This is a genomic window from Bacteroidota bacterium, assembly GCA_016699695.1.
In the GTDB taxonomy this organism is placed as follows: Bacteria; Bacteroidota; Bacteroidia; order Bacteroidales; family UBA10428; genus UBA10428.
Genome location: CP065006.1, coordinates 3,330,770 through 3,355,254 on the forward strand (window position 1 = coordinate 3,330,770; position 24,485 = coordinate 3,355,254).

Sequence of the window (24,485 nt, forward strand, 5' to 3'; positions counted from 1 at the left end):
TCGGTTCACTTATTTCCAAACATCTAGTCTGAACTGGCAGTTACTATAGGGCGGCTCAAGGCGTATATAAATATCTTTGGCTTTCGCTTTAATCCATTCATCTACGCTATTTATCTGCTTTTCCTGCAAAGCCATGTTTTGCAACAAATCGTAGTCCAGCTTTAAGTTGGCTACATGCGGTTCGGTGCGCGATTTTAATTTAACGATCTTGTACACTGTTCTTCCTTTCTCGTCCGTAGCTTCGTAGGGTTTAGATATTTCGCCAACCTGAAGGTTTCTGATGACATAATATTCGGAGGTTTCAAAGTCGGTTACCAAAAACTGTGTGCTTAAGGTTGATGGGTTTACCTTCATTCCGCCACTCACTCTTGTTTCGTCATCTTGAGAAAATAGTCGGGCAGCAATTTCAAATTTCAGGCTATCCTGTCTTATCAGTCTTGCTATGCTATCGAGCTGACTGATTGCTTTTTGTTTGGCCAAAGGCGAAATTTTAGGCTTCATGAGAATATGCCTGGTTCTGACACGGTCATCAGTTTTATCTATCAGCTGAATGATGTGGTATCCAAAACTGCTTTCGACAATTTTCGATACCTGGTCTTTTTTTAATGCCATTGCAGCCTTGGCATAAGCAGGGTCGAGGTCGGCCTTATTGGCCCAGCCAATGTCGCCACCGTTTGGAGCCGAAGGGCAATCGGAATAAAGAATAGCCATGGTGGCAAAGCTTTCACCATTTAATACTCTTTCTCTCAGGCCAAGAAGTTTTTCCCTCACAGTAAAAACCGCATCCTGGTCCGACTCGGGGTAGATTAATATCTGACTTAGTTCTACCTGAGAATCGATATAGGGTAAACTGTCTTTGTTAAGCTTGTTGTAAAAGGTTTTTACCTCGTTTGGTGTGATGGTGATATCCTTTACTATTTCCGATTGCATGCGTTGCATGAGCAATTGTTCGCGAATGGGTTCGCGCATGTCGTCTTTTATTTCGAGTATAGACTTTCCAAAATATGCAACCAGTTTATCTTCAGAGCCAATTTGTTGAATAAAATAGCTGATTCGCTGTTCAAGTTCCATTTCTACTTCGCCAAACGATACTTCGACGCTATCTTTTTCTGCCTGGTTCACCATTAATTTTTGCGCAAGCAAATCTTCAAAGATCATACATTTCTCAGGTTTTTCACGCTGTGCCATTAATTGAAGATATTGTTCTTCTACATCGGAATAGAGAATGGCTGATTTACCTACTACACCTACAACTTTATCGACAATGTAAGCCTGGGCCGAGAGTTGCAAGCCAATGGCAAGAATTAATAAAGAGAGTGTGAATTTTATTTTATTCATTTTGATATATATTGAAATTTCCCTTGTTCAGGGCATCGTTGTAGATGTCTGCCTCGAGCTGTTGTATAAACTGTATTTTACGTTTGTTCAACAGTATATTTTTTATGTTCTCCTGCACATATTCCAGCGGAGCTACTGTACCTTCCAACCGATAATCGACAATGCGTAAAAAATAATAATAGCCAGTATCCGCAACTTCGATGTTCTTTTGTGTTTGTAGTATGCTTTTTGGCTTGTTATAGAGAGGTGGTAGCTTATTCAGGTAAGAATCGAACCTGACCCATTGATCTTCGAAATATTCTACCTCTGTTGCAAATTGGTAGCAGTAGGCCTCAAGATTTTTTATATGCTCCGGATTATCGGAGCGGTACCATTGCCGCACATTTCTTATATCTGGTGCACTGATTGGTATTTTAAGGTAAATGCCTTTGGCCAGGTTTTCGTTTAAAATGTTGTTAGAGGCATTTTCTTTGTAATAAGCCTCAATGGCTGCTTGTGTGATGTTGGTATCCAGTCTCTGTTGGATTAGTTTTTGCTCGTAACGGAAAATGAGCAGCGAGGTAAGGTAATCATCCAGTTGTTTTTCGACATTTTTATCGGCTTCGGACAGTTTGCTGTTGGCTTGCGCCAGAATCAATTGTTTTTTAACCCATTGTGCAACTATGTTTTGCGACAAAGCAATGCTATCAGCCTCAGCCAGATTTTCCGGTATCAATGATTTCAGGTCCGAAACATAAAGGTATTTATCATAAACTCTGGCTACGGGAATTTCATTCTTATCGGCCGATTTACGTGAACAACCGAAAAGGGTAAAAACAAAAATCAGCAGGTAAAGTAGTCTTTTCATGGCTCTATTTGTTTGCTTCTGCTTTAAGTTTTTCGAACAAGGCTGTGTTGATTTCTATTTGGTTTTTATTTCTCAATTCCTTCATCCATTCATTTTCGAGGTAATTTTGGTAATCGGAGATATAAAGCCCTTTAGCCTCGTCTAACTTTTTATCTGCTACAGGCCATATTTCAGCAACATAAAAAAAGTAGTTCAAAGCCTGATCTTTTTCGACCAAATAAGTGGATTTTTTCCATGTAAGCTTGTCGGCCATGGCATCGATACCTTTCTCATAAATCTTTTTTTCAAGGGTGATACAAGCAATGGTGTCCGAGCCACACAGGTTAGTTTGCAGGTAGTCTATTCCCAGGTCGCCTTTCTTTTGCTGCTTCTTAAGCAATGCCGGTAAGGCAGCGGTGAAACTGCTGTCGGTGTAGGTGTAAATATTAACACCAATACGCTCATTCCATTTATATTTATTGGCTTGCTGGTAGAAGGCTTCCAGACCGCTTGTATCGGTTTGAGCGCGGTCCCATACCATATCGTTGGTAATATTAAATAGCAGGATACCGTCGTGGTATTCTTCCAGCAGGTTTTTATACTCCACGTTTATATGCTGGAGATTGGCCATGGCATAATCGTATAATTTGGCATCGGCATATTCCTCTAAATTAATCCGAAGGTTGGTTTCAAAAGATTGATTTTTGTTGACTCGCGCTTTACGGCCTCCAATGTATAAGGCAAAATCGTATTGCGAATAGCTTGAATCGCCAATATGCAGGATTTCTTTAGTTAAACCTGATGCTTTGGTGGCATCCCAATTTTTCTGATAAAAAGAGCTATCCATCAGGCTTAATATTTCTGCTTTATTCTCCGCATAAATAGTAACAGGATATTGATTTTTAAGCTCCGAAAATTGTTGTTGTTTAAGGGTAGCTTTACGGATGTTATCGCGTTCAACCTGTTTAGTAATTCTTTCTTCAGATTCTTCAAAGGTTTCCATTGGGTATTTGGCGAGCACGTAACCGATGTGATATCCGCCTTTTGTTTCGATGGGCCTGGTGTATTCTCCGTTGTTTAGCTTAAAGCAGGGATCCAGAAATTCGTCCGGGGCCTGGCCGGTACGCAACCATCCAATCTCGCCATTGCGATCGATGGATCGGGGATTTTCAGAGTATTCCTTCACGGCATCATTCCAGGGTTTTCCGTTTTGTAAATCCTGATAGGCACGTTCAATCTTTTCTTTAGATGCCATCTTTTCTGGTTCAGATGCGCCCTCAGGAATGCGGGTCATGATGTGGGCAACTTTCACACTGCCCCTGCTGTTGCGGCGGTTATGGACCTTAATAAGATGGTATCCGAAACTGGTGCGTGCAATGGCAGATACTTGTCCTGCCGGGGTGTTGTAAGCAGCCGTTTCGAATGGATAAACCATGCGGAATACTGTAAAATAACCAAGATGACCTTTGTTTTCGGCCGCCGAGGGATCGTCTGATACTGCAGAAGCAATTTGGTCGAAAGGCTCGCCACCCAAAACTCTGGCCCTTATTGCTGCAATTTTTTCATAAGCTTTCAGTGTGTCTTTTGGAGAAGCAAATTCATCGCACTTTATTAAAATATGCGAAGCGTCAATTTCAATGAGCGAACGTTCAAAAGCCTCCTGGATTAATTTTTCCTGGTAGCTTTTATTCTCCAGGTAAGGTTGGGCAAGTTGCCGACGATAACCATCAAACTCACTTATAAAACTAGGTAGGGTATCGTATCCTTTGGCCTGTGCCTCAATTACCTTCAACTTATAATTTATAAAAAGGTCGAGGTATTCGTCAAGGTCTTTTTTATCTGCTTCGGGAGTAATGTCGATGTTTTTGTTGTAAACCCTTAAAAATTCATCCGACGAAAATGGTTTTCCTGAAATACTAAGCAGAGTGTCGGTTTGAGCCTTTAAAAATACAGGTGTACAAAAAAGAATTGTGAAGGCGATTGAAACAAATACTCTCATCATGGCTTGGGTGTTGGTTATTAATTATCCTTTATTTTTTGTTTAAATAGTTTCTTTCAGATTATTTAATAAATCTACCTTTTGTATAAAAAACTCATTCGCTTGAAGTAACGCGCATTACATGGTGTTTATTACCTGCTGTAGTTGGGTGCTTCGCGCGTGATATCCACATCATGCGGATGGCTTTCGTTGATACCCGAGTTGGTAATGCGTACAAACCTTGCATCGTGCAGTTTCTCTATATTTTTTGCTCCACAGTATCCCATGCCTGCTCTCAGGCCACCAAGCATCTGGAAGATAACCTCGGTAAGGGTTCCTTTGTAAGGCACGCGGGCCACAATGCCTTCAGGAACCAGTTTGGTCACTTCCGCTTCGGGATCCTGAAAATACCTGTCGCCTGAGCCCTGTTGCATGGCTTCAACAGAACCCATGCCACGATATGATTTGTATTTTCTTCCATTGTAAATAATAGTTTCACCTGGAGATTCTTCTACTCCGGCAAAAAGCGAACCTGCCATGATGCAGCTTGCTCCGGCTGCAATGGCTTTTACTATGTCGCCCGAATAACGTATGCCGCCATCGGCAATAACAGGAACACCACTTCCTTTTAAGGCATGTGCCACATCGAAAATCGCCGATAGTTGAGGAACGCCCACCCCTGCAATAACACGGGTAGTACAAATCGATCCGGGTCCAATACCTACCTTTACTCCGTCGGCTCCGGCTTTTACAAGGGCCATGGCTGCATCGGCAGTAGCAATATTGCCTACAATAACCTCAATGCCCGGAAATTTTGCTTTCACTTCTTTTAAAACTTCAATCACTCCCGAAGAGTGTCCATGTGCCGTATCGATAACCAGGGCGTCTACCCCTGCTTTTACCAGGGCTTCGGCACGGATGAGGGTATCGTTAGTGGTGCCAATGGCTGCTGCCACGCGCAATTGTCCTTTTTTATCCTTACAAGCGTTGGGACGGTCTTTGGCTTTGGTAATGTCTTTATAGGTAATCAGGCCTACAAGCAAATTGGTATCGTCCACCACGGGTAGTTTTTCTATTTTGTGCTGTTGCAGGATGGCAGCAGCTTGTTCGAGGTTGGTTTCTGGTCTGGCTGTGATAATGTTTTTGCTGGTCATTATTTCTGAAATGGGCCTGGAGTGGTTCAGTTCGAACCTTAAATCGCGGTTGGTCACAATTCCAATAAGTTTCTGCTCCTTGTCAATCACCGGTATTCCTCCGATTTTAAACTCTTTCATCAACATTAAGGCATCAGATACTTTTTGGTCTCTAAAAATGGTCACAGGGTCGCATATCATTCCATTTTCAGCCCTTTTCACTTGTTTCACCTGTTTTGCCTGCTCTTCGATGGGCATATTTTTGTGTATTACACCAATTCCACCTTCACGAGCCACCGCAATTGCCATTTTCGATTCTGTTACAGTATCCATGGCTGCCGAAACAATGGGTGCATTCAATTGAATGTTGCGACTGAAATTTGTAACCAATTCAACATTGCGTGGAATTACCTCTGAATAGGCTGGAACTAGCAACACATCGTCGAAAGTTAAGCCTTCGGAGATAATTTTTTCAGAAATAAATGACATGGCGGTATTTGTTTTTTATTTGTTATTTTCAACACATTAAAAAATGCTTTTAAATGCAGCACTTTTTTTGATTTATTCAGGCTATTCAGTTACCGGCTTAACCCTGCCGTCTGAAACAGGGTGTAAAACCTTCAGATTGCCTATTTTTCGGGTTAAATGGTGCGAAAATACAAAAAAGAAAGATACTATCCCCGCAACAAAGTACGTTTTTAAACTTTTTAACAGCTGGCACAAGGCATGAATGACCAATACACCAAGATCTTGCAACAATACTGGGGGTATAGCGATTTCAGACCTCTTCAGCGTACTGTAATCGAGTCGGTTGCAGCCGGGAAAGATACACTTGTGCTCATGCCTACCGGTGGTGGCAAGTCCATTACCTTTCAGGTTCCGGCTTTGGTGCTTGAAGGCACCTGCCTTGTTATCACACCTTTAATTGCCCTGATGAACGACCAGGTTACAAGGCTTCGGGATCTTCAAATCAAAGCTGCGGCTATTCATTCCGGACTTTCCTCGCACGAAATGAAGGTAATGACCGATAATGCCATGTACGGGGCATACAAAATTCTATACCTTTCTCCCGAGCGGCTTGCAAACGAGAATTTCCGCTCTCGCTTGCAGCATATGAAAGTGAGTTTTGTTGCAGTCGATGAGGCACATTGCATTTCGCAATGGGGATATGATTTCAGACCCTCTTATCTTACCATTGCAGGCATTCGCGAATATACCGGACAGGTTCCTGTGCTGGCACTTACCGCCAGCGCCACACCTGAAGTGGTAGAGGATATTCAGCTTAAACTACGGTTCCGGGAGAAGAATGTAATTCAATCCGACTTTTCGCGACCGAATCTGGTATTTTATGTGCGGCAAACTGAGAGCAAAATTGCGGACCTTTTAAACGTAGTGAATTCAATTCAGGGTTCGGGTATTGTGTATGTACGAAGCAGGAAAAAAACGAAAGAAATTGCAGATCATTTGCGTCGCGAAGGAATTGTGTCGGACTATTTTCATGCAGGCTTAAAATACGAAACCAGGCTTCAAAAGCAGCAAACCTGGATGCAAGGTGCAAGTCGCGTGATAGTGGCTACCAATGCCTTTGGCATGGGTATAGATAAACCCGATGTGCGCTTTGTAGTGCATGTCGATCTGCCCGATTCGCCCGAGGAATATTACCAGGAAGCCGGCAGGGCAGGGCGCGATGGCAAAAAATCCTTTGCAGTTCTTCTGGCAGGAAGCAACGACAAAGCGCAGATAAAAAAACGTCTTGCCGATAGTTTTCCGGAAATGAGCTTCATAAAGAATGTGTACCAGGCTCTGTGCAATTACCTGAAAGTACCTATTGGTGGGGCAAAGGGAATTGCTTTCGACTTTGATTTGCACAGCTTTGTAATTGCCTATAAGTTTAATCCTATACAGGCCTTTAATGCCTTGAAACTATTAGAACAACAGGGATATATTGAGCTTACTGGTGAAATGCAAAATTCATCACGCATCTATTTCTCTATTCACCGCGATGATTTGTATAATTTTCAGGTGAAGAATTCGCAATTCGATGCTTTTATTAAACTGGTGCTTCGTTCCTATACCGGACTTTTTTCAGACTATGTGCCTGTGAACGAAGAATTGCTTGCCAAAAGGGCCGGACTTACCCGCCAGATGGTTTATGAATTCTTTGTACGCTTGTCGAAAATGAATATTATCCATTACATACCAGGTAAGCGCACCGCATTAATTGTATTTCTGGAGGAACGTCTGCCCGAAAAATCGGTTTTTATTTCGGCCGAGAACTATCTGCTTCGCAAAGAGCGCTATGAGAAGAGGCTCTCTGCCGTTTTGCACTACGCTTATGCAGTCGATACCTGTCGAAATAAACTGCTGCTTGGCTATTTCGGACAAACTGATGCTGAAGAATGCGGTCAGTGCGACTATTGCCGAAACAAAAACCGTGTATTGAGCGCCGAAGTAAAAGAAGCCATTGCCCAAAAAGTGATAAACGCTTTGCAAGCAGGTGCCCTATTGCCCGATGAGCTTTATAGTCAGGTTCCTGAAGATCGTACCAACTTATCGGTAGTTTTAAGGCTCATGCTCGAAGATGACTTGCTGAGATACAACGAACTGGGTAAAATATCGATTTTTCAGAAGAGCAATGAAGCTTCTGCCTAAATACTTTTAACTTTGCAAAAAAACAGAACGTATTGAACAGTCTGGTCTATTCAAAAAACACCATCGAATTTGTTACTGTTGCCAACGAATTCTGCAAATTTATCGAGAATACTCCTGCGCAATCACTTGCCAACCTTGTTGAAACAGCACACCGCTTGCTGCCTCTGTTATACCTGAAGGGAACACTCTTGCCTGAAGTAGAAAACAGCTATGAAGAGTTTAACGAAAAATTTGTAACAGAAGCCGATTACAACCAAATCCACGACCTGCTTCTTGAAAAATTCGCAGACCACAATACTTATTTCGAGGTATTTGATCCGCTTCGGCAGGAAAATGATGAACTGGCTCAGTTGAGCCTTGCCGAAAGCCTTACTGATATCTACCAGGATATGAAGGACTTTATCATGCAATTTCAACAGGCCAGCGAAGAGATTATGCTCAATGCGATCTGGGAATGCCGGCAGAATTTTGGAGCTTATTGGGGTCAACGCACAGTAAATGTGCTGAGGGCATTGCATTACCTTCGATACAGCATCGTTGAGCTGGATAAAGAAACAACATCCAACTCTGCCCCAAAGGACTTTAATTACAACAATGTCGATACCAAAAATTGGTTGATATCGCGCATGCAAGAAAATTATACGGATGAGGAATGAGTTTTCATTTAAACCGGCAATAAGCAACGAAGATATTGCTGGCTTGCCCATTGGCAAGTTTACCGGATTAACCTACTACATCGATAGCCTTGAGAAATTTGATCAGGTAATTGACAGGCTTGAACAGGAAAAAATGCTTGGATTCGATACCGAAACCAAACCCTCTTTTAAGAAAGGGCAGGTGCACCAGGTTTCGTTGTTGCAGTTTTGCTCAAGCAAGGAGGCTTACCTTTTTCGTATCAACAAAATCGGCCTTCCTAAGCAATTGGTCAGGATATTGGCCAATGATTCTATCATTAAAGCAGGCGTAGCTATTCATGATGATATTGCCACCCTGAGAAAGATACACGATTTTAAACCTGCTGGCTTTGTTGAATTGCAGCAATTTGTAAAGGGATTTGGTATCGAAGACAACAGCCTGAAAAAACTCTCGGCCAATATCCTGGGTTTTAGCATCAGCAAGCGGCAACAAACTTCGAATTGGGAATCCGATATTCTGAGCCCGGCCCAAATCGAATATGCCACCACCGATGCCTGGGTATGCCACGAGATATACAAAACACTAATACAATAACCCATGGCAGATACGAGCCAGTTTAAGATAGAGCTCAAATCGGGAAAGGACCAGTCGGTTAGAAGGTATCACCCCTGGATTTTCTCAGGAGCCATTAAAACCATAATCGGTAAACCTGAGGAGGGCGATTTGGTAGAAGTGTATGATAACAACAAGGAGTTTCTGGCCCTAGGCCATTACCAGATAGGTTCTATCGCCGTGCGCTTGTTTACTTTTGACGATATTGTGCCCGACTACAATTTCTGGTACAACAAAATACTAAGTGCCTACATGTTGAGGTCGCAACTCGCACTGGTGAACTCACCGCTCACCAATGTTTACAGGCTTATACATGCCGAAGGCGACGGTATTCCAGGCCTCATAATCGATTATTATGACGGGCATGTGGTCATGCAAATCCATTCGGTGGGCATTTATCGTTTACGCGATTGGTTGGTGCAGATTATCAAGGAAATATATGGCGAGGATCTGAAGACAATTTATGATAAAAGCGAGTCGACCATGCCGTTTAAAGGCCCTGTTGCCGGAATCAACACGCACCTTGAAGGTGATTCTGAAAATTGTGTAGTGAAAGAAAACGGGCTAAACTTCGAAATTGATTGGACCCTCGGCCAGAAAACAGGTTTCTTTATCGATCAGCGCGATAACCGACTGCTTTTACAACATTATGCCAGGGACAGGGCCGTGCTCAATATGTTTTGTTATACAGGAGGATTTTCGGTGTATGCGCTCAGGGGAGGAGCACAATTGGTGCACTCTGTCGATAGTTCTGCCAAGGCAATTGAGCTGGTCAATAAAAATGTTGACCTTAACTTTACTAATGGGGCTCATGAAGCATTTGCTGCAGATGCCTTTAAATACCTCGATGGGTCAAAAGACCAATACGACCTTATTGTGCTCGATCCGCCTGCTTTTGCCAAACGGCTTAATGCTTTGAACAATGCACTTCAGGGTTATAAACGCCTCAACCAGGTTGCATTGGAGCAGATAAAACCAGGTGGCATTTTGTTTACTTTTTCCTGTTCACAGGTGGTTACCAAGGAAAATTTTCGCAAGTCGGTATTTGCTGCAGCAGCCAATGCCCGCAGAAATGTTCGGATTCTACATCAACTCACCCAACCTGCGGATCACCCGGTAAGTATTTACCATCCTGAAGGGGAATACCTGAAAGGATTGGTTCTTTACGTAGAATAAGGGAAACCGTAATTTTTTTAGCCTTCTCGTTTTTTAGGTTTTACCGTGTAAAAACCCATTCGGTGGCCGTGCTGAGTTTTGCGCTAAACCCATAGCCCTCGAGGTCGAAATCTTTTAGTTCCGATGGTTTGTTTATTTCATTGTCGATGATAAATCGAGTCATTAACCCACGGGCTTTTTTCGCATACACCGTAATTACTTTGTATTCGTCGCTTTTACTTTCTTTAAACACAGGAGTTATCAAATACTTGCCGAAACCTTCGGGCAGGGTAGCTTTCGAATATTCGTTCGAGGCAAGGTTCACAAGGTAGGGTTCTTTGTGTTTGCCCAATTCTGTATGCAAAGCACTTGAAATAATACCATTCCAGAAAGAATAGAGGTTTTTGTGTGTATGCACGGTAAGTTTGGTGCCCATCTCCAGCCGATAAGGTTGAATAAGGTCAAGTGGGCGTAAGATGCCATATAGTCCCGATAAAATGCGTATGTGTTCCTGGGCAAAAAGAAGGTTCTCTTGAGAAAGGGTCGAAGCTTTTAATCCATTGTAAACCTCCCCGTTAAATGCCAATATGGCCTGACGGCAATTCTCGGGAGAATGCTCGGGTTTCCAGTTCTGAAATCGAATAAAATTCAATTCACCCAGGCCATCGCTGATATCCATCAATTCACGCAAATTGCCCGGCGAATATTTTTTAAGCTCAGCAATCAGTTCGGCCGATTTGGCGCTATATTCCGGTAAACTGTATTTTTTAGTTTGGGCTTCGCCTTTAAAATTTAGGTTCTTGGCAGGCGATAAGATCGTAATCATGCTCAATCAGGTTTATCCGCTGATCAAACATCTTTGAGCTGCTTTTGTTCATACTTACCTTTTATATTCTATAGTTTAGCATCTTAAGTCTAATGCCACATTGCCCGGACAAAGAAGAAGGTTTTTCTTTTTATAAGTGCTAGCTATAATAATTCCATTTCTATTACATTTAGGCCCTTAAAAAAAGTGAGAACCAACTATGAGCAATTTTGTAGCCAAAGTAGCCAAGGCTGCCAGCTGGAATGAGCAACATGTAGCCAATACCATCCGCTTACTGGAAGAAGGTGCCACCATACCTTTTATTAGCCGTTACCGCAAGGAAATGACAGGCAGTATGGACGAAGAAAAGGTTGCCTTTGTAAAAGATGAATTGAAAAGACTGCATGAACTCGAAAAACGCCGGGCTGCCATCCTTCAATCGATAGAGGAACAAGGCAAATTGGACGATACACTCCGCATAAGAATTGAAAAAGCAGAAACAATTACCGAGCTGGAAGATCTTTACCTGCCCTACAAACAAAAAAAGAAAACCAAAGCTTCCATTGCCCGCGAAAAGGGACTTGAACCGCTTGCTGTAATTATAATGAAGCAGCAGGAGACCGACATAGACTCTAAAGCCATAAGCTTCCTGAACGATAAGGTCGAAACAGTGGAGGAGGCCCTTCAGGGTGCGCGCGATATTATTGCCGAATGGGTTAACGAAAACAACCGGGCACGTAATGCCATCCGCAGGATATTTGATCAGGATGCACTTATTATTTCAAAAATAAGCAAAGGAAAAGAAGAGGAAGGGGCCAAATACAGCGACTATTTCGAGTTTGCAGAGCCACTTAAACGATGTCCTTCGCACAGGCTTCTGGCCATGCGGCGGGGTGAAGAGGAAGGGATTCTCAAACTTAGCATCGAACCTGACGAGCAAAAGGCCATTGATATACTCGATGAAATATTTGTAAAAGGATACTACGATGTGACAGAGCATGTAAGAATGGCTATTCGCGATTCCTATAAACGGCTGTTGGGCCCCTCTATCGAAACCGAGTTTCGGTCACTATCGAAGGAAAAGGCCGATGAGGCTGCTATACTTGTATTCAGCAAAAACCTGAAGCAATTGCTTATGGCTTCGCCACTTGGAGAAAAAAGAATTTTAGGTATAGATCCGGGTTTTCGAAGTGGTTGCAAACTGGTATGCATCGACAGCCAGGGAAACCTTTTAAACAATACCACCATTTTTCCGCATGCACCACAAAAAGAGTGGGGAAAAGCTCAGCAAAAGCTTTCGACTCTGGTGGAACAGTATAAAATTGAAGCCATAGCCATTGGAAATGGTACCGCCAGCCGCGAAACCGAAGAGCTCGTAAAATCGATCAGGTTTAAAACCGATATGCTCGTTTACATGGTAAGCGAAGCGGGGGCATCGGTTTATTCAGCCTCGAAGGTAGCACGCGAAGAATTTCCGGATTACGATGTTACTGTGCGCGGGGCTGTTTCTATCGGACGCCGGTTAATGGATCCGCTCGCTGAACTGGTAAAAATTGACCCCAAATCCATCGGAGTGGGGCAGTACCAACACGATGTGGATCAGGTTAAACTCAAAGAATCGCTCGACCAGGTAGTGGAGAGTTGTGTCAATGCGGTAGGGGTTGAACTCAATACAGCCAGTAAACACTTGCTAACCTATGTTTCGGGTTTGGGCCCTCAATTGGCGCAGAACATTGTGGAATACAGAAAGGAGAATGGCCCTTTTCAATCGCGCACCGACCTTAAAAAAGTTCCCCGCCTGGGCCCCAAGGCTTATGAACAGGCTGCAGGATTTTTGCGCATAAGGGGAGCAAAAAATCCCCTCGACAACAGCGCGGTGCATCCGGAGAGTTATGGAATTGTAGATCTGATGGCCAAAGACCTTGGTGCAAAAATAACAGACTTGGTGGCTTCGGAAGAACTCAGAAAAAAAATTGATCTTGCAAAATACCTCAGCGATAAAACAGGAATGCCTACACTTAAAGACATTATGGCCGAGCTTGCTAAACCTGGGCGCGATCCCCGTTCGGCTATCAAGGTTTTTGAGTTTGATTCTGGAGTACATTCGATCGACGACTTGAAAGAAGGAATGGTGTTGCCTGGTATAGTTACCAATATTACCAATTTTGGAGCCTTTGTCGATGTAGGTGTAAAACAAGATGGCCTGGTGCATATTTCACAATTGGCTAATCGTTTTATCTCCGATCCGAACGAGGCTGTCAGCCTGCACCAGCATGTAAAGGTAAAAGTGCTGGAGGTAGATAAAGGGCGCAAACGCATTCAGCTAAGTATGAAAGATATCAGCTAAAGATAAGGTTAGCAGAACTTTGAGTCGATTTCTATATTCATGGAATTAGCAGTCATAAAAGGCTGCATAATTTCGTTTATGGTGATATATATCACTTTAGCCTAAAAATGAGATTCAATTTGGGAAAGATTTTTTTTCTGTGCCGTATAAAATTATAAATTGCATAAGTTTGTTAGCCGTCATATCCTAAAAAGTGCTTTTAATCGTTATTCAATTATTGATACGCAATAGATATTCAATGCCAAACCTTCTATGCCAGGTTATTTTATCATAATAAAATACTTCAGTAGTTTTCTTGTTTTATTTCTGGTTGGTTTATCTGGAATCAAAGCACAACAGCCTGTTCAGTTTAGCCACATTAACATCGATCAGGGATTGTCGCATAACAGCGTGCAGTGCATTTTGCAAGATCAGCAGGGATTTTTGTGGTTTGGCACCGAAGATGGATTAAACCGATACGATGGATATGATTTTAAAGTGTTTCGCCCTTCGGACGATACTAATTCAATTTCAGGTTTATTTATATGGGAACTAAAACAGGATCAGGAAGGGAATATCTGGATAGGTACCAATTACGGCGGATTATGTGTTTATAGCCCACAATTGGGGCGCTTTAAAACCTATCGGAATATTCCAGGCGACAGCCTTTCACTTGGTAACGACTATGTGCGTTCTATTTTGGTAGACAAGCAGAACCATGTATGGGTTGGTACTTATGGGGGTGGTTTGAACTTGTTAAGCAAAGAAACAGGGAAATTTAAGATATTTAAACATGTCGATGGCAAGGCGGGTACACTCAATAACAATGTAGTCGGGTCGATTTATCAGGATAAGAAAGGACGACTTTGGGTTGGTACCGAAGGAGGTTTGCATTTGTTTAATCCGGCCGACAGCAGTTTTACGGCCTTTGTCCATGAACCTGGCAACAAAAAAAGTATTTCGCACGATCAAATCAATGCTATTCTGGAAGATACTACCGGAGTACTATGGATTGGTACCAAAGATGGACTTAACAAATTTGATGAAAGTACGGGTACTTTTGTGCGTTATATGGCCAACGAAACCAAAGAAAATGCCCTGAGCCACAACCTGATTACTTCTTTGTATCTCGATCGTGAAGGTTTGATTTGGATAGGAACAGACGGGGGAGGAATCAGCTTGTTTAATCCTTACAACAATAGCTTTGTTAAAATACTCCATAACCCTCAAAATCCGAATAGTCTGAGGATTAACCTTGTGCGAAGCGTATTTCAGGATAAGCTTGGAATCTATTGGGTGGCAACCAATGGTGGAGGCATCTGCCGGTATGTACCCTATACTCAAAAATTTAACCATGTAAAATACGAGCCTTTTAATCCCGATGGTATAAACCATAATGTCATCCGGTCGTTTTTTATCGATCCGCAGGATAGATTATGGATAGGTACCGTGGGTGGAGGTATCAACGTAAAAGACCCGGTGGCAGGAAAGTATTTTAAAATTCAGCACAACCCTTCTCAGTGGCCAACCTTATCTTCGAACGTAGTGATCAGTACCTTTAAACAGGATGATTATACTCTATGGGCCGGAACCTGGGAGGCAGGTGTAAACCTGGTTAAATTCAGTGCACCTGTGCCTGTAGGAGCCGATCCGAATGACTACATAGCTTCCATCGATCAAATACTTCATGAACCTGGCAATCCCTCTACCATAAGCAGCGATATTGTGCAGGCTATTATGCAGGATAAGCAGGGTTTTATGTGGTTTGGTACTGGTTCCGGGCTCGATATATACGACGAATCGCGTAAACAGTTTATCAATATTGGCAACCGGCCTGGAGACTCAGCCAGCCTGAGCGACAACAGGGTGCAATCTGCTTTGGTGCAAGACCGGAATGGAGATATCTGGGTGGGAACCTGGAATGGGCTCAACAGAATGAGGTACCCAAAAGACCTTAACAAGAATGCATCTCTTAAGAATTTCAAGCCAGAGCAGGTTAAGTTTGATCAGATTTTACATAGTGAGGCGGATCGTGGCACCATTAGCGACAACAGGGTCATTTCGCTATACATCGACAACGAATCCACCGAATTAACCATATGGGCTGGCACCTATGGAGGTGGCCTTAATAAAATTGTGGTGCACAACATACCAGTATCAGGAAAAGCTTATACTATCACCAGGTATTCGAAACGAAGCGGACTTGGAAGTGATGTGATCTATGCCATTCATCCGGATAGTAAAGGAAACTTATGGATGAGTACCAACGATGGAATTATGATGTTTAACCCGCAGACCCTTATTTTTCGCAATTACAACGAAAGTGAAGGAGTGCAAAGCAGCCAGTTTTACTGGGGAAGCGGATTAAAATCTAAGAACGGATGTATCTACCTGGGCGGAGTGAACGGTTACAACGTATTTCATGCCGATAGCATTCAGAATAAAAGCATACCGCCACAGGTGCTGATTACCGATGTAAGGATTTTTAACGAATCCGTTCCTGTAGGTGTTAAGCGCGATGGAAAGATTACTCTGCACAAAGCAGTGAATTATGCCGACCATATTGAACTGAGTTACCATGAGAATGTGGTGAGCTTTGAGTTTGCCGCATTGCACTTAGTTGCACCCCATTTAAATCAACATGCCTACATGCTCGAAGGCATTGACAAGGAATGGAACTATATCTCCAACAGGAGGTTTGTTACCTATACCAACCTTCCACCCGGCGAATACCTTTTTAAAGTAAAAGGGGCGAATAACGAGGGGGTATGGAGCGAAGAAATGGCAACACTTAAAGTAATAGTGAAACCACCCTATTATAAAACATGGGGATTTAGAATTATTCTGGTGGGAATAATCCTTTTGATTGTAGTTTCGGTATATAGGTTAAGGATGCGCGCAATGGAAGTACGCAACCGCTACCTCGAAATTATGGTGCAGCGGAAAACAAGTGACCTGCAGCGGGAAATAGACGAACGCAAAAAAATTGAAGAATCGCTTCGTACTTCGGAACAAAAGCTAATGGAACTGAATGCCAATAAAGATAAGTTCTTTAAAATTATTGCACACGATTTACGCAATCCTGTGAATGTAACACTTGGTTTCTCGGAGCTTTTAACCAAAAATTATCAGTCTTACGATGACGAGAAAAAGTTAAAGTTTATTGACTCGATTTACCAGGCAACCTCCAATATCAACAATTTGCTCGAAAATTTGCTGCAATGGTCGCTCGCTCAATCGGGCAAAATATCAGTGCACCCTGTGGCAGTGAATCTGCATGAGGTTATTCGTACCAATCTGATTTTATTGGAAGAAAACCTCGATGTGAAAGAGATTGTGGCAGAAATGGCGGTATCGCCTTCCCAATTAGTGTGGGTCGATCATGACATGCTTGAAACAATTGTGCGCAACATGCTTACGAATGCGATTAAATTTACACCTAAAGGAGGTAAAATTACCATTCGCACAATTGAACCGGTGAACAACCATATCGATATTTGTTTTTCCGATACAGGAATAGGGATGACCCCTGAGCAAGTTGAAACCCTTTTTAAAATGGAATCTACTTCCACCAGTCGCGGTACTGAGGGGGAAAAAGGAACGGGTCTTGGTTTGATGCTTTGCCGTGAATTTGTGGAAAAAAACAAAGGAAAAATATGGGTAGAGAGCAAGGTAGATGAGGGCTCCAGATTTTTTATAAGGCTACCGATACCTATAGAAAACTAGGCATTTATTCGTGAGACTTAAATTTCATGAGTTCACGAAATGAAATTTTAATGTCGAATCCCAATTTACATCGGGACTGAAAGCGGGTGCGCGGGTAAATACCACGCCTCTTGAGGCGAATAAAATAAAACCCATTGCAGATACCCCGTCAGCTTGCTGCGGAGAGCTTCATTAATCCGTTGCCACCTGAAGGTACTTACAGGCCTGAGTTTAAAAACTTGTCGAGAGCTGCCTTATGCTCGTGATTTATTTTTTCGCTTTTCGCTTTTAGGGTAAGTTGTATTTTCTCCCCATTTTTTCCAAGGGCCTTCTGCATATTTCTGAACATACTGCCAGTGGCTATTTTATAGGTTGTAAACAGAGCCAGTTTGCTTCCATTTAATGGGGGCACTTGTTGTGCAAACTTTTGCCATTGTTTCTCAGGGTGCTGAAAAGCCACAAACAAGCCATGCGTCCAACATCCTAAAAGAACCATATCATAACCAGTTATATCCTGTGGTTTTGCATCGTGAAAGGAAAGCACTTTACAATCGACCCCTTTTTCTTTCAGGTAACTGGCTATGTTGTGCCCGAAATACTTTGTAGTGCCTTTTTTGCTCAGGTAAATAACCAATGCCTTGCTCATGTTGTTAAATATTTTCAGATTGTCAGGTTAAGTATTCAAGAACTCATACAAAAATAGGAATTTGATTTCTATTGAGCCTCATTCACCGCGGATATAAAATCGACTTATAAGGCTGTTTTTTAATGCGAGCCAAATCGCTATTTTAGCACCCCCGAAAGCAATCAATAAAATTGTAGGAATTTCTGGCAAATATCCCATTGCAAGGTAAAAATGTGAATGGGCTGTTGTGATATTATCCTCTTCAAACTGTAACTATATGAACGCACCTTTAGCTACTAAAATATCCAAAGAACTTACGCTTCATGGACATACCCGCACGGATCACTATTTTTGGATGAACCAGCGGGGGAAGCCTGAAGTAGAGGCCTACCTGAATGCCGAGAATGAATACACCAAAAAGCAACTTTCTTCCACCGAAGAACTGCAGGATTTGCTTTTTAACGAAATGAAGGGCCGAATGAAACAAACCGACATGTCGGTGCCTTTTAAGGAGAACGGATATCATTATATCACACGACTTGAAGAAGGAAGGGAATATCCTATCTATTGCCGCAGGAAGGATAGCCCGGAGTCAGTCGAAGAAGTACTTTTAAACGTCAACGAAATGGCGGACGGATATGCCTATTATCAGTTGGGAGGTTTTTCGATAAGCCCTGACAACATGATTTTAGCCTACTCAGTTGATACGGTAGGTAACAGGGTTTACACCCTGTACTTTAAAGACCTCAAAACAGGACAGCTTATCGACCGGCCAACTGATCATGTGGCGGGCAGGGCCACCTGGGCGAACGACAGTAAAACAGTTTTTTATACTTTAAAGGATGAACAAACCCTGCGTTCTCATCAGATCTGGCGATACCAGCTTGGATCGAATCAGCCTTCGGTTTTAATTTACCAGGAAGATGACGAGACTTTTGGTTGCTACATCACAAAAACCCGGTCGAAGAAATATCTAATGATTGGAAGTTCTGCTACTCTGAGTGACGAATACCGTGTACTGAAGGCAGACAATCCTTTGGGCGAATTCCGGCTTTTTCAGCCACGTATCAGAGGACTGGAATATAACCTGGGACATTACCAGGATCGTTTTTTGATTCGTACCAATCACGAAGCACAAAATTTCAGGCTTATGGAAACCCCGGAGACGAACACCGGGCTTAGTAATTGGAAGGAGTTAATCCCTCATCGCGAAGCAGTATTGTTGGAGGGTTTTATGGTATTCGATCGTTTTTTAGTGCTGGAAGAACGTGTGAAAGGTGTCAGCCAGATCAGGATTATCAATCGGCTTGAGGGTTCCGATCATACCATTGACTTCGGAGAAGACATCTATACCGCCTGGATGTCGGTGAACCCTGAATACGATGCCGAGGTGATTCGTCTAGGTTATTCCTCGCTCACTACCCCTACTACTACTTTTGCCTACCATGTGCATGAGCGCAGGCTTGAGGTACTCAAGCAACAGGAAATTGTTGGAGGGTATGATTCTTCTGCCTACGAAAGCAGGCGTATTTATGTCGTGGCAGCCGATGGCGCCGAGGTTCCTGTTTCTTTGGTATTTAAAAAAGGTACTCCACTGGATGGTTCTGCACCCTTACTGCTTAATGGTTATGGATCTTATGGTATATCGGCCGAAGCATTCTTCAGTTCGAACCGGCTAAGTTTGCTCGACAGAGGTTTTATCTGCGGAATTGCGCACATCCGGGGAGGACAGGAGTTGGGGCGTCATTGGTACGATGACGGTAAGCTATTGAAGAAGTGGAACACCTTTACCGATTACATAGCCTGTTGCAAATATCTGATCAATAATCGCTACACCAGCGCCGATCGACTTTTTGCCATGGGTGGTAGCGCAGGAGGAATGCTGGTAGCTGTTGTTGCCAATATGGAACCAGAATTGTTCAAAGGTATTGTGGCAGCTGTTCCCTTTGTCGATGTGGTTACTACCATGCTCGACGAAGAACTTCCGCTTACCACTGGCGAATACGACGAATGGGGAAACCCGAACGAAGAGGAGTACTATCGTTACATGCTCTCTTATTCACCTTACGACAATGTAAAAGCGCAGGAATATCCCAATATCCTGGTTACTTCGGGATATCACGACTCGCAGGTACAGTATTGGGAACCCGCCAAATGGGTGGCCAAATTAAGGGAAATAAAAAAAGACAATAATCTTTTGCTCCTGCACATGAAAATGGATACCGGACATGGTGGAGCTTCAGGAAGATTTGAATACTTGCGTGAAACAGCCCTGGAATATGCTTTTATGCTTTACCTGATGGGAATTCAGGAGTAAGAGAGTTTTTTTTCGAAGAATGTTTGAAAGTGAAATCTAAATCTCATTACTATGCGCGGTTTTCTTACAATTTTTTTGCTAATACTCTCCAATACTTTTATGACTCTTGCCTGGTACGGACATTTAAAGTATGGAGAGTGGACCTGGGTAAAGAAGCTCGGGCTTATTGGAGTGATATTGCTTAGCTGGGGAATTGCCTTTTTTGAGTATATATTCCAGGTTCCGGCAAACCGTTTGGGCTACAATACACATGGGGGGCCTTTTAATCTATGGCAATTGAAAATTATTCAGGAAGTAATTACCCTGGTAGTCTTTACGGTATTTGTATTATTGGTTTTTAAGAAGGAGCAGTTTAGACTCAATCACCTGATTGGGTTTGTATTCCTGATTCTGGCGGTGGTTTTTATCTTCAAAAAATAGCTCTGCCAGCGTTTTATCTTCTCAAATGCAATCCGATCTAAAATCCTATGGTGAGGTATTTACCCACCACCTCGTAAAAGAGTGATGGGTTAATTGGTTTGGCCAGGTAGTCGTCAAAGCCGGCATTTTGAATTCTTTCTACATCCTGAGGCATGGCATAGGCTGTTTGGGCAATGATTACCTGCATAGGGTTAATCGCTTTTATTTTGGCAGTAGCATCAAAGCCACTCATGATAGGCATTTTGATGTCCATCAATACTACATCGAATGATTTGCCCGATAAGAAGTAATTCACCGCCACCTGACCATCTTGTGCCCATACAAATTCAGATTTGGTCTTTTTTAACAAGCTTTTCAGGTATTGGTAATTGGCTGTTTCATCTTCCACAATCAGAATTTTTTTATTGGTCCAATCGGGTGTCTCGTTTTTACTTTTTTTATTGTGGGTGGCACTAACTTTTTCTCCTTTGGTACCAAGGGGTATTTCAAGAAAGAAGGTAGAACCTTTCTCAGATTCAGATTCAAGCCACAAACGGCATTTCATTAAATCGCACAAACGTACTGAGATTGCAAGGCCCAACCCACTTCCACGATAAAGCTTAGTGGTATTGTCTTCTATTTTTCGAAAACGCTCGAAAATAATTTCCTGATTTTCTTTAGAAATGCCAATTCCGGTATCCTTTACTGAAATGAGGATATTTTCGTTGTTTTTTTTGCAGCTAAACTCAATGAACCCCTGCTCGGTAAATTTAAAGGCATTGTTCAGCAGGTTGGTCAGTATTTGTTTTAGTCGGTAACTATCGGAAAAAATAGTCTGGTTAAGTTCCCGAAGCTCATGGTTGACCCTGAACTCCACATTTGATTTGGAATAACTTGTTTTATAGTAATTCGTGATATCATCAATAAACTCATTCAGGCTAAACTGGTGGTTGTGCAATTTTAATTGGTCTGCTTCCATGCTCGATAAATCGAGAATGTCGTTCACAAGAACCAGCAAAGTGTCAGTGTTCCTGTTAATGAGTTCTACATACTCTTTGCGCTCTTCTGGGGTTATTCCTCGTTCATCGAGCAGGTTGGAGAAACCAACAATGGCATTAAGTGGTGTTCTGATTTCGTGCGACATGTTGGCCAGAAAGGATGTTTTTATTTTGTCCGATTCTTCAGCCCTGTTCTTAGCTTTGGCAAGTTCGTCGGTTCTAATTTCAATCAGGCTTTCGAGGTGATTACGGTGAAGCTCCAATTCCTGCTTTTGCTCCAGAATTTTATTGCGTTGCATTTCAACTTCATTCTTTTGCTGCAAAATTTCTTGTTTTTGTGCTTCGAGCAGACAATTAGCGGTATTGAGTTCTTTCGTGCGGCCATCGACCATTTGTTTTAACCGCAGGCTTTGATTCTTGAAGCTGGTAACCCTCGAGAGATAAATAAAGTAAAGCAACAAAGCGATGCTTATGAGAAATAGAATACGAACCCACCAAAGCTGGTAAATGGGAGGCGTTATTCTTATTTTTAGAAAAGTTCCCTGGTTGTTCCAGGTATTATCGTGGTTGGAGCCAATAACCCTGAAAGTGTATACTCCGCCAGGCAGGTTAGTATAACTGGCAAATTGCTGGTTACCGCTTTCAATCCATTCTTTGTCGAAACCTTCTAGTTTGTATTTGAATTTATTTCTCGATGGATTGGCATAATCGAGGGCTGCAAAATGGATGGTAATGTAATTATCGCGGTATGAGAGTTTCACTTCCGATAGCTCGCTTAAGGCTTTACCAAAATCTTTGTCTTTGTTGTATACTTTGAAATTGGTAATTACTATGCGGGGAATAACCGTATTGACTGTGATATTTTCAGGTTTAAATTTGTTAAATCCGTTTTGTCCGCCAAAGTACATCCACCCATCTTTGTTTTGGTAGGAAGCTCCCCAAAAAAATGCATTTCCCTGCAAACCATCACTCTCGTAAAAATTGCTGAATTTCTCGGTAACAGGGTCAAACTTCGAAAGCCCGTTGCTGGTGCTAAGCCAGAGGTTTCCTTCTCTGTCCTCCAGGATTCCAAAGACTACATTGTGCGCCAGACCATTTTCAGTTGTATAGGTAAAAAATTCTTCTTTATTGGGGTCGAAGCGGTTTAATCCGCCTCCGTATGTCCCCAGCCACATAATTCCTTTTTTATCTTCATGAATTGCGAGCACATTGTTGTTCGAAAAGCTGCCCTTCTTCTTTTCTTCGCTTGTTTTCCAGTGCTTAACCTTAGGTTTTTCTTTGTAAAGTTCATCTTTTGCAATAAAATTAAGTCCATTGTTCCAGGTGCCCACCCAAAGGTTCCCTTTGGCATCGAAATAAATGGCTTTCGATTGAATGTTATTTCCGCTAAGGGAATGAGGGTTTTTCGGATTGTGTCGGAGGTAATCCCATGTAAGCGTTTTTGGATTAAAACGACACAGTCCATTTTCTGTACCTATCCACAGGAAGCCCTTTGCATCTTCCACAATACCCTGAATGAAATTGGGAGTGTTGATTGGATCAGGCTCAAGCAAATAAGCACTGAAGGTATTGGTAGCTTTGTGATAGCGTTGCAGGTAACCATTCATGGTTCCACACCAAAGTGTACCTTTCGAATCGACCAGCAAACTCTGAATGCCGTTGCTTTTTAACCCATTACCCGAGTTATCTGTTTTATAAACCATCCATTGGTGTGTTTTTGGGTCGTACCGGTTCAATCCTCTGCCTATGGTGGCCGCCCATGTAGTTCCATCTGGCTCTTCGGTTATTGCCCTTACAATGTTGTGACTTAAGCTGTTGGTGTTTTCAGGATCATGCCGTATATGAAGAAATTCTTTAATTACCAGGCTTTTATAAACCCCATGCTCGGTGCCTACCCAAATAATGCTTTGGCTGTCTTTGAATGTTGTGCGGATTAGCTTATAATTCAACTCATTACGTTGTCCAAGTTCGGCGGTGAGACGAAAAAATTTCTTCGATGATATTTCAAATATTCTTAAGCCGTTTTCAGTTCCTATAAGCAGGTATCCCGGCTTAATCTCAACTATTGCATCAATGTGTTCGCTGTATTCATCGGAATAATTGCTGAAGGTTTCTGTAGCAGCGTTATACAGATTTAAACCTCCTCCGCTGGTACCAACCCATAGGCGATTTTCACTGTCTTCGAATACACAGTACACACTATTGTTCGACAGACTTTTCTTGTTGTGGGGCGAATGCTGATAGATGGTGAAATTATCCGTTTTTTTGTTGTAACGATTTAAACCGCCACCTTGTGTGCCTATCCAGATGGTGCCATGAGAATCTTCATATATTTCTCTCACAATGTCGTGGCTGAGTGAATTCTTTTGCGAAGGAATATTTTTGTAACAGGTAAACCTTTCGTTTTCCTGTAAACTTTTAGTAGATTTTGTTCTGAATAATCCGTGGTTCCAGGTTCCAATCCAAAGATTTCCTTCGCTGTCTTCCAGAATTTTCCAGGCACTGGTACCGGTAAAGCCATGCAGGGTATCGCGGCTACCATAATAACGTTTAAACCGTTGTGTTTTTTGGTCGAACTTGTTTAATCCACCTTCCTGGGTGCCTGCCCAGATAAATCCATTGCGGTCTTCGATTATGCTTCGGATAGCATTGCTCGACAGGGAGTTTGTATCGTCTTCGCTATTCGCAAATAGTTTAAGGCTGTAACCATCATAACGCGCCAGTCCATCTACCGAACCAAACCAGATAAAACCATCTTTGCTTTCGATGATGGAATGTACAATGCTTAACGAAACATCTCCTTCAATACCAATGGGTTCAAACTGAAGCCGAACGGGTTGGGCGTAAATGCTTAATACACCTGGAAAGGATAGAAGAAAGGCCCAAAGCAAGCTTCTACCTCTCATCACAATTATATGTAAACTATCTTTCGAAGGTATCATCTCGCTGAATTCTGAATCAGATAATCAATCGCTTTTCC

General features: G+C 42.4%; 15 protein-coding genes. 8 read left to right on the forward strand and 7 right to left on the reverse strand.

Going from position 1 to position 24,485, the window contains the following annotated elements:
* Window positions 1-9 precede the first annotated feature (9 nt).
* From IPM71_13890 to guaB, 4 genes are all read right to left on the reverse strand, one after another.
* Window positions 10-1,338: a peptidylprolyl isomerase gene (locus IPM71_13890; GenBank protein ID QQS50661.1), complete on the reverse strand. Its 1,329-nt coding sequence runs from the start codon at window positions 1,336-1,338 to the stop codon at window positions 10-12.
* Window positions 1,331-2,185, reverse strand: coding sequence for a hypothetical protein (locus IPM71_13895; GenBank protein QQS50662.1), 855 nt, complete (start codon window positions 2,183-2,185; stop codon window positions 1,331-1,333). The genes IPM71_13890 and IPM71_13895 overlap by 8 nt, the downstream gene beginning before the upstream one ends.
* A gap of 4 nt (window positions 2,186-2,189) precedes the next feature.
* On the reverse strand, window positions 2,190-4,166 hold the full coding sequence (locus tag IPM71_13900) for a peptidylprolyl isomerase (GenBank protein QQS50663.1): 1,977 nt from the start codon (window positions 4,164-4,166) through the stop codon (window positions 2,190-2,192).
* A 128-nt stretch (window positions 4,167-4,294) separates the two neighbouring features.
* On the reverse strand, window positions 4,295-5,764 hold the full coding sequence (gene guaB, locus IPM71_13905; protein ID QQS50664.1) for an IMP dehydrogenase: 1,470 nt from the start codon (window positions 5,762-5,764) through the stop codon (window positions 4,295-4,297).
* A gap of 237 nt (window positions 5,765-6,001) precedes the next feature.
* Here guaB and IPM71_13910 point away from each other — a divergent pair, with 237 nt between their 5' ends.
* Genes IPM71_13910 through IPM71_13925 form a run of 4 tightly spaced genes read left to right on the forward strand, consistent with a single transcriptional unit; the run spans window position 6,002 to window position 10,351 of the window.
* Window positions 6,002-7,927 carry a RecQ family ATP-dependent DNA helicase gene (locus IPM71_13910; protein ID QQS50665.1) on the forward strand — a complete coding sequence of 642 codons (1,926 nt, stop codon included), beginning with the start codon at window positions 6,002-6,004 and terminating at the stop codon, window positions 7,925-7,927.
* Window positions 7,928-7,959: 32 nt separating this feature from the next.
* Window positions 7,960-8,583 (forward strand): DUF5063 domain-containing protein, encoded by a 624-nt coding sequence (locus IPM71_13915; protein ID QQS50666.1) that lies wholly within the window; start codon window positions 7,960-7,962, stop codon window positions 8,581-8,583.
* Entirely contained in the window at window positions 8,573-9,157 is a 585-nt protein-coding gene (locus IPM71_13920) for a 3'-5' exonuclease domain-containing protein 2 (GenBank protein QQS50667.1), read from the forward strand. The genes IPM71_13915 and IPM71_13920 overlap by 11 nt, the downstream gene beginning before the upstream one ends.
* Window positions 9,158-9,160: 3 nt before the next feature.
* A complete protein-coding gene (locus IPM71_13925; GenBank protein ID QQS50668.1) occupies window positions 9,161-10,351 on the forward strand; it encodes a class I SAM-dependent rRNA methyltransferase in 1,191 nt (396 codons plus the stop codon).
* 40 nt (window positions 10,352-10,391) lie between these two features.
* On the opposite strand, the gene yaaA is transcribed toward IPM71_13925, so the two are convergent.
* A complete protein-coding gene (yaaA, locus tag IPM71_13930) occupies window positions 10,392-11,156 on the reverse strand; it encodes a peroxide stress protein YaaA (GenBank protein ID QQS50669.1) in 765 nt (254 codons plus the stop codon).
* Between the two features lie 199 nt (window positions 11,157-11,355).
* Between yaaA and IPM71_13935 the strand changes: the two genes are divergently transcribed.
* Both IPM71_13935 and IPM71_13940 read left to right on the forward strand, forming a co-directional pair.
* On the forward strand, window positions 11,356-13,482 hold the full coding sequence (locus IPM71_13935) for an RNA-binding transcriptional accessory protein (GenBank protein QQS50670.1): 2,127 nt from the start codon (window positions 11,356-11,358) through the stop codon (window positions 13,480-13,482).
* Window positions 13,483-13,734: 252 nt separating this feature from the next.
* Window positions 13,735-17,187 carry an SMP-30/gluconolactonase/LRE family protein gene (locus IPM71_13940; protein ID QQS50671.1) on the forward strand — a complete coding sequence of 1,151 codons (3,453 nt, stop codon included), beginning with the start codon at window positions 13,735-13,737 and terminating at the stop codon, window positions 17,185-17,187.
* A gap of 196 nt (window positions 17,188-17,383) precedes the next feature.
* Here IPM71_13940 and IPM71_13945 read toward each other — a convergent pair whose 3' ends face one another.
* Window positions 17,384-17,812, reverse strand: a complete 429-nt coding sequence (locus IPM71_13945; GenBank protein QQS50672.1) for a flavodoxin domain-containing protein — start codon at window positions 17,810-17,812, stop codon at window positions 17,384-17,386.
* 256 nt (window positions 17,813-18,068) lie between these two features.
* Between IPM71_13945 and IPM71_13950 the strand changes: the two genes are divergently transcribed.
* Window positions 18,069-20,108: a S9 family peptidase gene (locus tag IPM71_13950; protein QQS50673.1), complete on the forward strand. Its 2,040-nt coding sequence runs from the start codon at window positions 18,069-18,071 to the stop codon at window positions 20,106-20,108.
* A 51-nt stretch (window positions 20,109-20,159) separates the two neighbouring features.
* Window positions 20,160-20,528, forward strand: coding sequence for a DMT family protein (locus tag IPM71_13955; protein QQS50674.1), 369 nt, complete (start codon window positions 20,160-20,162; stop codon window positions 20,526-20,528).
* Window positions 20,529-20,565: 37 nt separating this feature from the next.
* On the opposite strand, the gene IPM71_13960 is transcribed toward IPM71_13955, so the two are convergent.
* Window positions 20,566-24,447: a response regulator gene (locus IPM71_13960; GenBank protein QQS50675.1), complete on the reverse strand. Its 3,882-nt coding sequence runs from the start codon at window positions 24,445-24,447 to the stop codon at window positions 20,566-20,568.
* Between the last annotated feature and the right edge of the window lie 38 nt (window positions 24,448-24,485).

What these genes read in the sequence shown, in the direction of transcription:
- IPM71_13890 (QQS50661.1), bottom strand. Translation starts at nt 1,338, where the DNA reads ATGAATAAAATAAAATTCACACTCTCTTTATTAATTCTTGCCATTGGC.
- IPM71_13895 (QQS50662.1), bottom strand. Translation starts at nt 2,185, where the DNA reads ATGAAAAGACTACTTTACCTGCTGATTTTTGTTTTTACCCTTTTCGGT.
- IPM71_13900 (QQS50663.1), bottom strand. Translation starts at nt 4,166, where the DNA reads ATGATGAGAGTATTTGTTTCAATCGCCTTCACAATTCTTTTTTGTACA.
- guaB (QQS50664.1), bottom strand. Translation starts at nt 5,764, where the DNA reads ATGTCATTTATTTCTGAAAAAATTATCTCCGAAGGCTTAACTTTCGAC.
- IPM71_13910 (QQS50665.1), top strand. Translation starts at nt 6,002, where the DNA reads ATGAATGACCAATACACCAAGATCTTGCAACAATACTGGGGGTATAGC.
- IPM71_13920 (QQS50667.1), top strand. Translation starts at nt 8,573, where the DNA reads ATGAGGAATGAGTTTTCATTTAAACCGGCAATAAGCAACGAAGATATT.
- IPM71_13925 (QQS50668.1), top strand. Translation starts at nt 9,161, where the DNA reads ATGGCAGATACGAGCCAGTTTAAGATAGAGCTCAAATCGGGAAAGGAC.
- yaaA (QQS50669.1), bottom strand. Translation starts at nt 11,156, where the DNA reads ATGATTACGATCTTATCGCCTGCCAAGAACCTAAATTTTAAAGGCGAA.
- IPM71_13935 (QQS50670.1), top strand. Translation starts at nt 11,356, where the DNA reads ATGAGCAATTTTGTAGCCAAAGTAGCCAAGGCTGCCAGCTGGAATGAG.
- IPM71_13940 (QQS50671.1), top strand. Translation starts at nt 13,735, where the DNA reads ATGCCAGGTTATTTTATCATAATAAAATACTTCAGTAGTTTTCTTGTT.
- IPM71_13945 (QQS50672.1), bottom strand. Translation starts at nt 17,812, where the DNA reads ATGAGCAAGGCATTGGTTATTTACCTGAGCAAAAAAGGCACTACAAAG.
- IPM71_13950 (QQS50673.1), top strand. Translation starts at nt 18,069, where the DNA reads ATGAACGCACCTTTAGCTACTAAAATATCCAAAGAACTTACGCTTCAT.
- IPM71_13955 (QQS50674.1), top strand. Translation starts at nt 20,160, where the DNA reads ATGCGCGGTTTTCTTACAATTTTTTTGCTAATACTCTCCAATACTTTT.
- IPM71_13960 (QQS50675.1), bottom strand. Translation starts at nt 24,447, where the DNA reads ATGATACCTTCGAAAGATAGTTTACATATAATTGTGATGAGAGGTAGA.